Genomic DNA, 13,800 nt, shown 5'->3' on the forward strand with positions numbered 1-13,800 from the left:
AGCAACAGGCAGCAGTCTACTTTCAGTCAATTGAAAGTGCACGCTGTCCCTGCCAGGGAGCGATTTTTTTATTGTTTCATTTGTAGCGGTAACAGACGTTCGATAGTTTTCAGCACGCCATTTTCATCGTTTGATTTGGTCACAAACGCTGCCGCTGCCTTGACTTCCTCAAAGGCATTGCTCATGGCGAAACTAAACGTGCCAGCTGCCATCAACTCCAAATCGTTCAAGCCATCGCCGAAAACCATTGTCTCCTCGGGTGTGACGTGCAGCAATTCTTGCAAGTGTGCCACAGTCGTTCCTTTGTGGACGCCTTGATTGGTGATATCGATCCAAGCGGCTTCCGAAGCCACGATGTACGCTTCATTGGTAAATTCGCTTAACTGTTGGACATGCTCAAAACAACGTAGTTTGGGATCAAAAATAGTAAGCTTCACAAAATCTTCTGTGATAGTTTGATAATCCGCCACCGTTTTGACCACCCGATAAGAGCCACGCACTTTCTGCGCATCCGCTTCATTGGTTGTGTCAGCAATGTACGCCGCAGTCGGTGTACAAGCGATGATCACATGATCTTGCGCAATCGCAGCGAGCTTCGCAATGATCCGCCGCCCTAATTCGTTTGGCAGCAGCGATTCAAAGATGTACTCTCCTTGATGTTTGATGCGGGTCGCGCTATCCCCAAGAATCCAAACATCCGCTGCTGCTTCACCAAACAGTTCTTCCACTCGTTCACACTGTTTGCCGGTACACGCAGCAAAAGCAACACCCGCTTCTTTCATTTGTTGGCTGACTTGTTCATAATAAGGCCGATCAAAACTGCCTTGGCTGTTCAAAAATGTACCGTCTAAATCTGTGATGACTAATTTGATCATACGTTTCTCTTCCCCTCTACCTCGTGTCCTCTTCATTCCAAATCACTTAATTAACGTTATTAATTAAGTATACTTATTTTCAAGTTTTCCGTCAAGTCAGTCTTTTAAAAACTTTACATCGTTTCATCCCGTCGGTATACTTAATTAAATCACTTCATTAAGGAGAACATTTATGGCTTCTACCACCCATACCATTCGCCAGCAAAACAAACAGCTGGTTTTAAAAACTTTGTTTCAAAACGGGGCATTATTCGCCTCCGATTTAGTGAAGAAAACCGGCATCAGCATGGTCACCACTAACTCATTATTAAAAGAATTGTTAACAGAGGGGGAAATCACGAAAGGTCCGCTGGAGCAAAAAGAGCTAGGACGACCAGCAGTGACCTATCAGCTAAATCAAGACCGAGGTCATTCTCTTTTGCTTAGCTTTATCGATCACGATGGCTCCTTGGCTCTTTGGTCCATGCTGATCGACCGCAAGGGGAAGGTTTTGGCAAAACACGACCAGCCCTTTCCTGATGTTGCCCCTCATCGCTTTCAAGAATGTGTAACGAACGAGCTGGCATTATTTCCTTCTGTGGAACAGATCGCCCTCTTTTTACCAGGAAAAATCAGTGGAGGAACCGTGACTTCCAGCTGGTATGAAAAATTTAACGGCTGGCAGCTGGCAGCCCTCGTGGCAGAGGTCACTGCACTGCCCTTCTACTGTCAAAACGATGCCCATATTTTAACGATCGGCTATTGCATCGCCCAACAGATCTCCTTGCAGCAAACCATCGTTGGCATGTACAATCCTGAAAAAAGCATGCCCGGTATCACGCTCCTAGTCAATGGTGCGCTTTTAGAAGGAAAAGATGCCCTAGCGGGAGAGGCAAAATTTTTACCCGGCTACTTGGATCAAGGTGCACCGCAAGACCGCACGGCTTTGGTCCAGCGCCTGACAAGCATACTGCCATTTTACAATGCAGCTTTTGCCCCCCACTGTATCATTTTAGCCAGCAGTGATGCAGTAAAAACCGATCTCCTAGACGCGATCCAAAAAAATCCATTGCTGCAGCAACAACCCAATCAGCCCGCTTTCCATTATATCGATGCTATCGAGGAAGCCATGGTGCTAGGCATGCACTGGCTGATTTTCCGCAAGACACCTTTTGACTTAGCCCGTTGATGACACAAAGACCATAGAATAATTGAGGTGGTGTGATATGAAAATAGCGATCATTGGTGCTGGTCCTCGTGGACTTTCACTTTCAGAACGGCTGATTGCTCATAGCAAACAAAACAAACAAGCCATCGACTTGCTGCTGTTTGATCCTTTTCTTCCTGGGGCAGTTTGGCGCACGGACCAATCGGCAGATTTGCTATTGAATTCTGTGACCAGCCAAGTCACCCTTTTCACGGATGACACATTAAGCACCGGCGGCCCCGTGGTCAAAGGACCTACCTTATACGAATGGGCAGTGACAGAAGGGAAACATTTCGCAGCCACGCATGCCCCTGAGCTCATTGCGAAATGCACAGCACTTGATTCACTTGATCCTCACGGGCATTGCTCGCGGGCGTTATATGGACTCTATCAACAGTGGTTTTATCAGCAGTTGTTAATAGAGCTACCTGAATCCATTACCGTCAACCATCTGTCAGATAGTGTCAGCTCTTTGATCCCTCTTTCCAAAAATCGCTACCAGTTGACGACGGCTCACCAAACATTCCTTGTTGATGCCGTCGTCTTAGCTACAGGCCATTCACAGGCCCAACTGTCATCAGGGGAACAACAATTGGCGGCTGCCGCAGAAAATAATGGCTGGTTTTATGCACCGCCAGCCAATGCGGCAGATACGGATCTAACGGCTGTGAAAGCCGGAGAACCTGTGATTTTACGGGGACTAGGACTTGCCTTTTACGATTACGTCACCCGCTTGACCAGTGGTCGGGGCGGAACCTTCGTCAAAGTCAATGAATCCCTCGTCTATCAACCTTCTGGTGAAGAACCGCAAATCATCGCCGGTTCTCGTCGGGGTGTCCCGTATCATCCTCGTGGCCGCAATCAAAAAACACCAACGCAGCAGCGAAAGCCCGTTTTTTTGACCCCTGAACGCCTAGCTGCTTGGCAAGCAGCCAAAACGGTTGCTGGCAAGACACTGCTCTTCTATTTAAAGAAAGAGGCAGAACTCGTCTATTATCAGACGCTGCTTTTAGAAAAACAGCGGCTTGACAAAGAGCAGCTTGACGCTTTTACCACCGCCTTTGTTGCCACGGAAGGATCTGAAGACTTGCTAAAAAAATGGCAGCTTCCTAAGAGGGAATGGTGGTCATGGCACCAACTAGCCGATCCCTTTGCTCAGAAAGAGCAGCAGTCCTTGCAAGACTTTTTCATTGCGCTATTACGTACCCAAATCCAAGATGCCGAAAAAGGCAATCTAGCGGGACCTATCAGCAGTGCCTTGGAAGTCTTCAAAGATCTGCGTGACCCGATTCGGTTTGTTCTCGATCATCAGCTAATGCCAGCAAAAGACCTGAAAACACTCTTTTGGCAGTCTTTCGTTCCCTTTAACAGCTTTTTATCGATCGGTCCGCCGGTTCAACGACTGCAGGAACTGGTCGCCTTGATGGAAGCCGGAGTGGTGACCTTACTAGGTCCTGACATGACTGTTGAGATTGAGGAGGCTTATTGTACGTATTCAAAGCGATTTCCCGACACACGCTATCACGCGACGCAACTAATTGAGGCCCGCATTCCATCGACAGCGATTCGTCGAACCAACAATTCCTTATTGCGGCAACTGCTAAACGATCGGATCATTCACCCGCACCGGTTGCCGATACCCAATGAGGTGCCTTTTGAGACGGGTGCTATCGCCATCGATCCTGAGACCAATCAGGTCCTTGGACCAGATGAACGCCCCTACACTGCCCTCTATTGTTTCGGGATTCCCACAGAAGGCATCCACTGGCTGACGGCTGCCACTGCTCAGCCAGGAACCGATGCTTGGAATTTACGGCAGGCGGACCAGATCGCCGCTGACCTCTTACACCACATCTTCTAGTCGCTTCTTTTCTATCAAACGCAAACTTCCGAGGAAACGCTTCGGAAGTTTTTTGTTTTTCTTTCGCAAATCCGCAGAAAGGATTTTTCTTTTTTTGAATATTCTTGAAATTTTCTTTAATTGTTACACGAAAATTGCGACAGTCCTAGAAAACCGTTACAATAGAAGAAAAGAACGCAAGGAGGTTGTTTCATGACCGCTGAATTACAAAAAATTGATGCCTTGATCGCAGAAGTGGAAAAAGTGATTTTAGGCAAACGAGATGTGATCCAATTTACCGTGGCTGCGCTGCTTGCTGGTGGACACGTTTTATTCGAAGATATCCCCGGTGTTGGGAAAACGATGTTGGTCAAATCATTAGCCAAAGCCATTCAAAGTGACTACAAGCGGGTACAGTTTACCCCAGACCTTTTACCTAACGATGTGTTAGGTGTGTCGATTTTTAATTCCCAAAGCCACCAGTTCGAGTTTCGTCCCGGCCCGATCTTCACCTCCGTCCTCTTGGCAGATGAGATCAACCGAACCACACCAAGGACGCAAGCCTCGCTCTTAGAAGCCATGTCAGAAAATCATGTCACCATCGACAATCAAACGTACCCATTGAGTCCCCACTTTTTTGTGTTAGCTACCCAAAACCCAATCGAATATGAAGGAACGTATCCCTTGCCCGAAGCCCAATTGGATCGTTTTTTGTTCCGCCTGCATATCGGTTACCCAGATTTTCAAGATGAGCTCGCCCTCTTGACTGGAAAACGACAGCAAAGCTTGGATCAGATCCAAACCATTTTACATGCTGATGAAGTGACCGCTTTGAAAGCGATGGTGGACGACGTGTATGTCGATGAGCGGGTCGCCCGTTACGCATTGCAGCTGGTTCAAGCGAGCCGCCAGCATAATGCCATTGACCTTGGTATCAGTCCTCGTGGTGGGATCGCCTTCTTAAAAGGGGCAAAAGCGTTAGCGTTGACGGAAGGACGGACCTTTGTCACGCCGCAAGACTTGCAGCGAATTTCACCAGCAGTCTTCGGTCATCGTTTATTACTGAAAGGCGGCGTTCATGCTAGCGCGGAGACCCTTTCAGATTTGATGAAACAGATGATCCAACGGGTGCCTGTCCCTACGAGGAAATAGCGATGAAGAAAAAAAAGCTTGAACGCGTGCTGCGCCTCCTGTTGTTTAGCGCTGCCTATTTTTTGCTGCTGGCTTACTGTGTGATCTTTAATAATAATGCCGGTTGGAGCCTCTGGTTTTTACTGACTCTGTTATTGTTGCTTGACGCAGTATTCTTGCTGCCCTCCCTCAAGAAGGTCCAAATCGTTTTAGAAGAATCGATCCAAGCTGAAACACAGACAGCGATCACCTTACCGCTGCAAGTCTTCAAGTATCGCCCGACGCTGCTGCCGCTGGTCGATTTCACCTTGCAGTTTGACGATCGTTTCAAGAATAGTCATCACAGCGCCTTTTATCGAGGCAATCTGATTCGGCTCCATCTGCCTTGGACCCCAAAGGAGCGCGGCAGCTATGAAGAATTGCCCGTTCAATTGTACAGCCATGATCTCTTTGGCTTTTTTGAAAAAAGCTACGCTGCAGGTGCGAAACAATCGATTTTGATCCTACCGAAATTGAAGCTAGAAGCCGTTGCCCTATTGCCATTTTTTAAACAGCAAGTCCGCAGCCAAACCCATGGGGAACCCAATTTTTCTATTCGACAGTTCCGTCAATACCAGTTAGGGGATTCATTAAAAAATATCGATTGGAAATTATCCAGCAAACAACAGGAATTGATCTATCGCGAACGAGAATACGAAGAAGAACAAGACATCTTTCTGCTCTTTTGGGGAGAAGATCATCCTGCTTTTGAAGAGACCTTGACACTGTTTTATTCGATCCACCATTTCTCACAAAATCAACGACTTTTTCAGCCGCTCTTGATTGGTGACGGATTGACTTCTCCTTACCAAACGGATGCCGCTGCCTATGCCCAGATCCTTCCCTTCGAGAAAGTTCCTGAAGGGGTACCGCTCTTGACTGGCAGCCATCTTATCTTCATTACCCCGGTTTTCACCCCACAACTGGAAAACTACCTCAGTCAGTTGGAAGCAAAAAACAGCTGCCAAGTGTTTACCTACGCTGATTTAATGAGGCAGTTGAATGAACTTGAGGAGGTGGTAGGATGAGATTTATTAAGAAAGCACTGATTGGTCTTTTGACCCTTCTCAGTCTATCACTGGTGATCTTGCCGTTTATCGCAGTTTATGACCTTGGCAATCAGTTCACCCTGTTAACTTATGCCTTTAGTATCTGTTTGATTTTGACCGTCGTGCCGAAAGTCCGTTACAGTTTGCCTTTGCTGGCAGCCGCTTGGCTGATCGTCTTGTATCGGATCTTTCCTTATGGGACTGCCTTTTCTTTTGACTGGCTACTGCGTTTTTTGCTAGACCTGCACCGTGCCTTTCAAGAGATCCTCAGTGGTGAAGTCGGCTATATCACCGAACTGGCGGCGGTGACATTGATCGTTAGTTGGGTCTTGTTTTTAGCGATCTTACCGATTGCTTATCAACGCTTTTTCTTGATTTACGGTACCATGATCGGCTACTTGCTGACAGTCGTGATTTTTAATCAATTTGACTTGACGTGGCATTTGATTGGTATTTTTCTTTGCGCACTGGCTTCTTCACTGATCCAGCGCAGCACCTTTCGATCCAGTCAAACGATCGCCCCTTGGTTTGGTGTGATGCTATTGATTGGTGGCTTAGCCGTCACTGCTGTCTACTTGCCGCAAACGAGCGTGCGGGATCAGTTGGCAGCCCGTTCCACGCCTATACGGACAAATCTGAATCAGCTGGGTTTTTATCAATTTATTGAAGAACATGGCACCCCCACTGGTTCTCGCACGGGTTTCAGTGAAAATGATCGTCAATTAGGCGGACCACTACTTGATGATGCGACGATTTTATTTGAAGCGCAACAAGAAACCCCGCATTACTGGCGGGTGGAAAGCAAAGACTTTTATTCTGGTAAAGGCTGGATCAGTACGAGCCGCGAAGACGTTCGCTTGGAAGCAGACGATGTCACCATCGCTGACCAGAGCTATCAACAAACCTATCCTGAGAATGAACAAGTGCGGATCCAATTCCAAAACCATGGAGACTATGTGCCATTGCCCTATGGCCGCAGTAGGTTATCCCTTGAAAGCGGCGCGCGTGGCTTTCAAATCAGCGACGCTATTCAACGGGTCGATTTGATTGATTCGCTACCAGACACGGCCTTGACCCTCGATTGGGACCATCCAGATTTTTCCGCAGAAAATCTTCAAAATCTGCCTTTGATCTATCCGGATTCTCCGATCGATTATATCCAATTACCCGATTCTTTGCCGCAGCGGGTACGAGATCTCGCCGCTGCGATCACCACTGACAGCAACAGTCTGTTTGACCGAGTCACCGCAATTGAAAGCTATTTGAAAGATCCGCTCGTATTCCGCTATTCCAAGACCGATGCCGTCGTGCCTGCAGAAGAGCAAGATTACGTTGATCAATTTTTATTTGAATCACAAGTCGGCTACTGCGACAATTTTTCCACGGCAATGGTCGTGCTACTACGGAGTTTAGAGATCCCTGCTCGCTGGGCTAAAGGCTTTTCTCCTGGATCCCCCGTGACAGAAAACGGCATCACTACTTATACTGTCCGTAACTTGAATGCCCACTCATGGGTGGAAGTCTACTTTGACGGATACGGTTGGGTGCCTTTTGAACCGACACCTAGTTTCCAAAATCCAGATCGTCCCGTGTTGACCGAAGAATCTACTAGCTCAGAAGAAACACCGACCGCTAGCAGCGAGACAACACCAACGAGCAGCACGGAAACAGAAAGTAGTGAAACCACGACCAGCAGTTCTGCAACAGCCTCGGTTACCAATGATGTTTGGTTGACTGAGGAGCTGAAACAAACGCTGCGCAATGGCTTCTTTGGAGGCTTAGCTCTCCTAGGACTTGGCCTGCTTTTCTATTTCCGCCATTCGTTTTTCCGTATTCGTTTATGGTTGATCTGCCGCTTTAACAAACAGCCGCTAGTTGCTGCCTATCCTTTGTTTTTAAGGCAAACGACGAAAGTTTTGTACCGTAACGAGGCGGAGCCGTTGATCGATTATGCCCAACGACTCGAAGCATTCTATCCACTGTTTCATGGTGATTTTATCCGCTTGACGCAGCAATACGAAGCCTACCTTTACAGTCAAGAACAGCCGGCTGGCCAAGAAGCCTTCTTGAAGCAAGTCGCTGCCCAAATCAGTCAGCTGAAAAAAATCAACTAAGCGGTGAGGAGAAACGACAAAAAAACGTATCGATCAAAGGATCGATACGTTTTTTGCTCTAGGCGTTTCCTTGACGTTTTTGAACGGCAATAATAATCAGCTTTGTGATTTCCATCAAAACAACTGCCACAGCAGCCATTGCGATACATAGACCGACATGTCCTAAAGTGAAGGTTGCTGGAATCGCAAAGACTTCACGGATGCCAGGAATCAAGGTAATGCTGTATAGTCCACCACAAACGACGATCGCCAACCACACCATTTTATTGGCAAAAAGGCCAGCTTGCCAAGCAGTCTCGGTATTTGAGCGTGCTGGCAATGTTTGCAATGTCCGGCTCCAGATAAGTGTTGAGAAGGCCATCGCTACACCTAACTCAGGTGATTGGCTCATCCCTAACCATTGTGCCAAAATCACGACAGCGGCAATCAAAATACCGCGATACGTTACTGAGATCAAAGTTTTTCCAGTGAAGATACCTGCATTTGGATCTCTAGGCTGACGTTGCATGATGGTTGGTTCGGCTTTTTCCATTCCCAGAGCAATTGCTGGTAATGAGTCGTTGACTAAGTTGATAAAGAGTAGCTGCAAGGCAGTAAATGGATTGTCCCAACCCATCACTAAGGCAAAGACGATCGCAATGATCGCACCTAAGTTTCCAGCAAACAAATACGAAATGGCTTTTTTGATGTTGTCAAAGACGTTTCGGCCAACTTCTACGGCACGAATGATCGAGGCAAAGTTATCATCCGTCAAGACCATCGCCGCTGCATCTTTGGCAACGTCCGTTCCGGTTCCCATTGCGATCCCGATATCCGCTTGTTTCAAGGCGGGTGCATCATTGACTCCATCTCCGGTCATGGCAGAGATCTTGCCTTTGTCTTGCCAAGCCCGCACGATACGGATTTTGTTTTCCGGCGAAACACGAGCATAAACCGTGATTTTGTCTAATTGATCCGCTAGTTCGGTTTCAGAAAGAGCATCCAATTCCGTACCAGTCAAAGCTAAGTCGCCCTCGGCTGAAATACCGATCTCTTGTGCGATCGCCACGGCTGTCGTTTTGTGGTCCCCTGTGATCATCACTGTTTTGATACCAGCAGATTTAGCATCCGCTACGGCTTGTTTGACTTCTTTACGAGGAGGATCGATCATCGCCATCAAACCAACCAAAATCAACTCGTTTTCATCCTCAAGTGTCAATTCTCGTGATTGGGCATCAGTCAATGGACGGTAAGCAAACGCCAAGACCCGTAATGCCCGTTTTGAGAATTCTTCGTTTTGATGCTGCAATTTATTTCTAATTTCATCTGTTAAAGGCACGACTTGATCATCGATCAAGACTTTGGTACTGCGGCCAAAGACGATGTCTGGACCACCTTTGGTCAACAACAAATGTTCGCCATCGATCTCATGTAAGGTGGACATCAATTTACGATCAGAATCGAAAGGCAATTCTTGCAAACGAGGAAACTGTTGACGAATCGCCCGATATGGCTGATTTAGTTTCTCACTGTAATCCAGAAAAGCAATTTCAGTAGGGTCTCCTAGCTTCGCCCCATCTTCACTGATGGCAGCATCATTTGCCAAGACACTGATCTCTACTAAGCGTTTTTCAGGCAATGTCCAGGTAGTTGGCTCATCGGGGAACGTGCCCGTTTGCCCATTTGGTAAATAGTAGTCAACAACGGTCATTTTGTTTTGGGTCAAGGTCCCTGTCTTATCTGTACAAACGATACTCGTTGAACCCAATGTTTCAACCGCTGGTAGTTTTCGAATGATGGCATGACGCTTCGCCATTTGTTTTGTTCCGATCGAAAGGACGATCGTCACGATCGATTGCAATGCTTCTGGAATCGCTGCAACGGCTACGGCTACCGCAAACATAAAGGCGTTGACTAAGTCTTCCGTCATATCACCTGTTCCGTCACCTAAGAACAACCGTGCTACTTGAACCCCTAAAATAATCAATGAAAGGACCAAGATCGCCAAGCTCAGTTTTTTACTGAAGCTGTCCAGTCCTCGTTGCAATGGTGTTTTGTGTTCAACTGTACTTTCCAATAAGCCAGCCACTTGACCGATTTCCGTCACATTACCAGTCGCGGTTACGATAAACCGACCACGTCCATAAGTGACGATCGTTCCACTGAAGACCATGTTGTCACGGTCGCCGATCGGTGCGGTACGATCGATCACACCTAATTCTTTTTCCGCTGGCGTTGATTCCCCAGTCAGCATTCCTTCATCGACCTTCAAAGAACCCTCTTCGATCAATCGACCATCTGCTGGTACATAGTCCCCAGCTTCTAAAATAACGATATCGCCGACAACCAATTCTTTCGCCAGCACACTTTGTTCTTTGCCATCCCGAATGACGTTAGCATCTGGTGCTGACAAGCTTTTCAAAGCGTCTAACGATCCTTCGGCTTTTTTCGTTTGTATCACACTGACGACGGAATTCAACAAGAGTACTGCGAAGATAACGATGGACTCAACGTGTGCACCCATAACCATTTGGATGATTGCCACAATCAACAAGACGATCACCATCGCATCTTTGAAGGTATCTAAGAATAAGGCAAAGCTTGATTTCTTAGGTGCTTCCTTCAGCTGGTTCAGGCCATTTTCTAACCGCTTGGCTGCCTCTTGCTGCGTCAACCCCTCTGGACTGCTCTGGACCTCTGCCATAATTTCCGAGATTTCTTTTTGATACATTTCTTTCGCCAATTTTTTTGCCCCTTTTAATTTTATTTTCCTTAGGCACTCTGCTAGAAAAAAAGAGACCTAAGACAAGTATACGCTTGTCTTAGGTCTCACCATTTCAAATAATACCAGAAAGCTGTCGCCAGCTTACTTACTGTTGATATTATCGCAGCTTGCGCCACCGGTTACTCCCCTAAGGAATAATAATAAGAATGTATCATTATCATAACGGAAACTGTTGTTCTTGGCAACTATAAAACATCAATTTGAAAATTTTTTGAAAACATTCTTTTTGTTCCCATTCCTTTTTTTCTGTTACACTAAAGAAGAAAGAAATTTGTACGTTACAGGAGGAAAAACGATGGATCTTTTTGATACTTTTACCCGCCACAGCTCTGTCAGAGATTTTCAACCACGCCCACTATCAAAGGAACTCAAGCAAAAATTAGTAACGGTTGCCCAGAGCGGTTCCAGTTCGAACTTTGTTCAAGCCTATTCGATCATTGAGGTCAGTGATCCTGAAAAACTGGCTGCCATCGAAAAAATTGCCGGTGCCCCAAATTACATTACTCGAACGGGCGTCTTCTATCTTTTTGTCGCCGACTTACATAAGCATCAGCAGCTGCTGACCCAAGCAGGGTTGCCGGATACCCACTTAACCACGATGGAACCGTTTATTGTGTCTGTCGTTGATACGACGATCGCTGCCCAAAATATGGTAGCATATGCTGAAGCACAAGACTTAGGAATTTGCTACATCGGCGGCATCCGCAATGATTTGCCTCGTATCGCAGAACTTGTCGGCTTACCAAAATTGACGTTTCCGTTATTCGGCTTGACGATCGGTTATCCGCAACATAGAAATGAGCCGAAAGTCCGCTTGCCTCAAGAAGCGATCGTAAGTGTCGATCAGTATCAACCGCTGACGCAGGAGCAAACAGCCCAGTACAACCAAACGACGGAAGCCTATTATGCACAGCGCAGCAGCAATCAACAGCAAACCAATTGGCAAACGAAAATGACGGAATTTTTCCGTGAACCGCGACGTCCAGATGTCGCTGCCTTTATGAAGCAACAAGGCTTCTCAGACCACTTCGGCGAATGAGGACACTAATCACCACGGGAAAATAAAAAACGATCTTTGGCAAGGAATCTTGTCAGGATCGTTTTTTTGCTTGATGTAAAAAATCAGGTTCAGGCGGCTCTTGTATCTTTGTCGCGCTAATTAACGTGCGGCTTCTTGTGCGGTTTCGTTGACGGCAACTGCCTGCTCACATTTTTCCATTAATTCTACGAATGCTTTATCTAACACGGCTGCATTTTCGGAGGTTCGCTGACTGATTTGCGTCATAGGTTGCGCCGCAAGATCCAGCAAATAGGTAGGGATTGCTTCTTTTTCAGAAAAAGTGCCCTTGATCAGCGGCTGGTAGACAGACTCGCCACAAGGTCCAGTTTTGATAAAGGCTAGTTCGAACTGCGCCTTCCCTGACAAGCGCAACCGATAGAACCCTTCATTGGTCAGCAGTTTTTCATCGGTAAAGCGTGCCTGTAATCGTGCAAAGCGTTCATAATCCATGGTATCTGCTCCTTTTTGATTCCTTCTTTTCTCTAGTGTAGCAAATTTCTTGTTAGCAAAACATCTTTTTCATAGAGAACTCCCCCTGTTTCCTCGTTTGGTGATTTTCCACTTTACAAATAGAACAAACGTTCGTATAATTCAAGTGAGGTGAATGCGTATGCCAGCTGCAAAAATCGCTTATGCAAAACAAGAAACCTATGCATTTGAAAAACACTATTATGAATTGGTAAACTTTCCCACACCAGTGGCGCTTTTGTTTGATGAATTCGCATTGACGATGGAGCGCAATCAAAAATCATATATTGCGATCCCCGCGCGCTATTCCGTCTTAAAGGTTCCGCTAGTCTTTGTTTTTCGACTAGAGACTAAGGATGCGCCTGTTTATTATTATGAGCACGTACTTGCTGAAAATAAGATCATTCGCCGCTACAACCCCGAGCGTAACTATTTGCCCGGCGGAAGATAGACCAATGGTCCCCACCCCCGTTTACTGTACCAAGCGGCTGCTCTCTCCTCATGAAAATCACTGAGCAGCAGTTCGAATGTTTGTCATCAAAACAAAACCCCTCTATACTAAAAAGAAAGGGGTTTTTCACAATGACGAAAAAACCGCCGCAAACGTCTGAAGAAAAAGAAGCCACTTCTAACAATATGGGATTGGGGATCGGTGTCGGAATGGCCTTAGGTGCTGCATTTGGGATGCTGTTTTTTGACAACCTGGCATTAGGCATGGGTTTAGGCATCGCACTAGGTGTAGCGATCGGTGCCGGTATGGATCAAAAAAGCAACAAAGACAAGAAATAGCTGAAGCAAAGAGCTGTGTTTATCTGTCACAGCTTGCTGCCCAGTAAATACAAAAAAAGCCTAGGTTCTGCACTTGTTGTACAGGACCTGGGCTTTTTTGCTACTTCGAGCAATTTTCTCGAAAACAGTTGCTTCACAGTTGGTTACAGCAGATTTCTTTTCGCCATTTCCGCGCGATACAGTTCATAAACCGCATCACTTTGCTTTGCATGACTGCGGTAAAAGAGCCCATAAGAGAAAATCGCTTGGAAATTGCTTCCTTGATTTGCTCGTGCTACAGCGTGGTACAAATTCGCCAACTGCTGATCAGACATCTTCCCGCTTTTGATTCGTTTGGTAACTGCTTTTTGGGAAAGGGTAAATAAAATCGTCGTAAATACTTGATAAACCACCCAAATCGCCAGAATAACCAAAATAAATTTCACCAAATCAGGCATCACTTTTCAACTCCTTACAAAAAGTAAATCATTCGGATGATTTGATGT

Annotated in this window: 12 protein-coding genes; 8 read left to right on the forward strand and 4 right to left on the reverse strand. The window is 46.4% G+C overall.

Going from position 1 to position 13,800, the window contains the following annotated elements; all coding sequences use genetic code 11:
* Positions 1 to 68: 68 nt before the first annotated feature.
* Positions 69 to 875 carry a Cof-type HAD-IIB family hydrolase gene (locus A5882_RS16750; RefSeq protein WP_042890481.1) on the reverse strand — a complete coding sequence of 269 codons (807 nt, stop codon included), beginning with the start codon at positions 873 to 875 and terminating at the stop codon, positions 69 to 71.
* A gap of 172 nt (positions 876 to 1,047) precedes the next feature.
* Here A5882_RS16750 and A5882_RS16755 point away from each other — a divergent pair, with 172 nt between their 5' ends.
* The 5 genes from A5882_RS16755 to A5882_RS16775 all read left to right on the forward strand — a co-directional run bounded on the left by A5882_RS16755 (position 1,048) and on the right by A5882_RS16775 (position 8,234).
* Positions 1,048 to 2,043: an ROK family protein gene (locus A5882_RS16755; RefSeq protein ID WP_016621584.1), complete on the forward strand. Its 996-nt coding sequence runs from the start codon at positions 1,048 to 1,050 to the stop codon at positions 2,041 to 2,043.
* Between the two features lie 37 nt (positions 2,044 to 2,080).
* Positions 2,081 to 3,922, forward strand: coding sequence for an FAD/NAD(P)-binding domain-containing protein (locus A5882_RS16760; RefSeq protein ID WP_086373175.1), 1,842 nt, complete (start codon positions 2,081 to 2,083; stop codon positions 3,920 to 3,922).
* A gap of 192 nt (positions 3,923 to 4,114) precedes the next feature.
* Positions 4,115 to 5,053 carry a MoxR family ATPase gene (locus A5882_RS16765; RefSeq protein WP_086373176.1) on the forward strand — a complete coding sequence of 313 codons (939 nt, stop codon included), beginning with the start codon at positions 4,115 to 4,117 and terminating at the stop codon, positions 5,051 to 5,053.
* Positions 5,054 to 5,055: 2 nt separating this feature from the next.
* Positions 5,056 to 6,099 carry a DUF58 domain-containing protein gene (locus tag A5882_RS16770; RefSeq protein ID WP_005234735.1) on the forward strand — a complete coding sequence of 348 codons (1,044 nt, stop codon included), beginning with the start codon at positions 5,056 to 5,058 and terminating at the stop codon, positions 6,097 to 6,099.
* Positions 6,096 to 8,234, forward strand: a complete 2,139-nt coding sequence (locus A5882_RS16775) for a transglutaminase family protein (protein WP_016613590.1) — start codon at positions 6,096 to 6,098, stop codon at positions 8,232 to 8,234. The genes A5882_RS16770 and A5882_RS16775 overlap by 4 nt, the downstream gene beginning before the upstream one ends.
* A 58-nt stretch (positions 8,235 to 8,292) precedes the next feature.
* On the opposite strand, the gene A5882_RS16780 is transcribed toward A5882_RS16775, so the two are convergent.
* Positions 8,293 to 10,944, reverse strand: a complete 2,652-nt coding sequence (locus A5882_RS16780; protein WP_016613591.1) for a cation-translocating P-type ATPase — start codon at positions 10,942 to 10,944, stop codon at positions 8,293 to 8,295.
* 349 nt (positions 10,945 to 11,293) lie between these two features.
* Here A5882_RS16780 and A5882_RS16785 point away from each other — a divergent pair, with 349 nt between their 5' ends.
* Positions 11,294 to 12,037 carry an NADPH-dependent oxidoreductase gene (locus A5882_RS16785; protein WP_008378980.1) on the forward strand — a complete coding sequence of 248 codons (744 nt, stop codon included), beginning with the start codon at positions 11,294 to 11,296 and terminating at the stop codon, positions 12,035 to 12,037.
* A 120-nt stretch (positions 12,038 to 12,157) separates the two neighbouring features.
* Here A5882_RS16785 and A5882_RS16790 read toward each other — a convergent pair whose 3' ends face one another.
* The gene (locus tag A5882_RS16790) at positions 12,158 to 12,508 is read right to left on the reverse strand and encodes a hypothetical protein (RefSeq protein WP_008378982.1); all 351 of its coding nucleotides are present in this window, start codon (positions 12,506 to 12,508) and stop codon (positions 12,158 to 12,160) included.
* 160 nt (positions 12,509 to 12,668) lie between these two features.
* Between A5882_RS16790 and A5882_RS16795 the strand changes: the two genes are divergently transcribed.
* Both A5882_RS16795 and A5882_RS16800 read left to right on the forward strand, forming a co-directional pair.
* Entirely contained in the window at positions 12,669 to 12,977 is a 309-nt protein-coding gene (locus A5882_RS16795; protein WP_008378984.1) for a DUF5960 family protein, read from the forward strand.
* Between the two features lie 131 nt (positions 12,978 to 13,108).
* Complete coding sequence (locus A5882_RS16800; RefSeq protein WP_086373177.1) at positions 13,109 to 13,315, forward strand: glycine zipper family protein; 207 nt, start codon at positions 13,109 to 13,111, stop codon at positions 13,313 to 13,315.
* Positions 13,316 to 13,458: 143 nt separating this feature from the next.
* Here A5882_RS16800 and A5882_RS16805 read toward each other — a convergent pair whose 3' ends face one another.
* Positions 13,459 to 13,752: a hypothetical protein gene (locus tag A5882_RS16805; protein WP_061054403.1), complete on the reverse strand. Its 294-nt coding sequence runs from the start codon at positions 13,750 to 13,752 to the stop codon at positions 13,459 to 13,461.
* Positions 13,753 to 13,800: the final 48 nt, after the last annotated feature.

Origin of the sequence: Enterococcus sp. 4E1_DIV0656 (genome assembly GCF_002140695.1) — a bacterium.
Lineage (GTDB): Bacteria > Bacillota > Bacilli > Lactobacillales > Enterococcaceae > Enterococcus_D > Enterococcus_D entomosocium.

Coding starts and splice junctions, on each gene's coding strand:
- A5882_RS16755 (WP_016621584.1), top strand. CDS start 1,048: ATGGCTTCTACCACCCATACCATTCGCCAGCAAAACAAACAGCTGGTT.
- A5882_RS16785 (WP_008378980.1), top strand. CDS start 11,294: ATGGATCTTTTTGATACTTTTACCCGCCACAGCTCTGTCAGAGATTTT.
- A5882_RS16790 (WP_008378982.1), bottom strand. CDS start 12,508: ATGGATTATGAACGCTTTGCACGATTACAGGCACGCTTTACCGATGAA.
- A5882_RS16775 (WP_016613590.1), top strand. CDS start 6,096: ATGAGATTTATTAAGAAAGCACTGATTGGTCTTTTGACCCTTCTCAGT.
- A5882_RS16770 (WP_005234735.1), top strand. CDS start 5,056: ATGAAGAAAAAAAAGCTTGAACGCGTGCTGCGCCTCCTGTTGTTTAGC.
- A5882_RS16760 (WP_086373175.1), top strand. CDS start 2,081: ATGAAAATAGCGATCATTGGTGCTGGTCCTCGTGGACTTTCACTTTCA.
- A5882_RS16765 (WP_086373176.1), top strand. CDS start 4,115: ATGACCGCTGAATTACAAAAAATTGATGCCTTGATCGCAGAAGTGGAA.
- A5882_RS16780 (WP_016613591.1), bottom strand. CDS start 10,944: ATGTATCAAAAAGAAATCTCGGAAATTATGGCAGAGGTCCAGAGCAGT.
- A5882_RS16750 (WP_042890481.1), bottom strand. CDS start 875: ATGATCAAATTAGTCATCACAGATTTAGACGGTACATTTTTGAACAGC.
- A5882_RS16805 (WP_061054403.1), bottom strand. CDS start 13,752: ATGCCTGATTTGGTGAAATTTATTTTGGTTATTCTGGCGATTTGGGTG.
- A5882_RS16795 (WP_008378984.1), top strand. CDS start 12,669: ATGCCAGCTGCAAAAATCGCTTATGCAAAACAAGAAACCTATGCATTT.
- A5882_RS16800 (WP_086373177.1), top strand. CDS start 13,109: ATGACGAAAAAACCGCCGCAAACGTCTGAAGAAAAAGAAGCCACTTCT.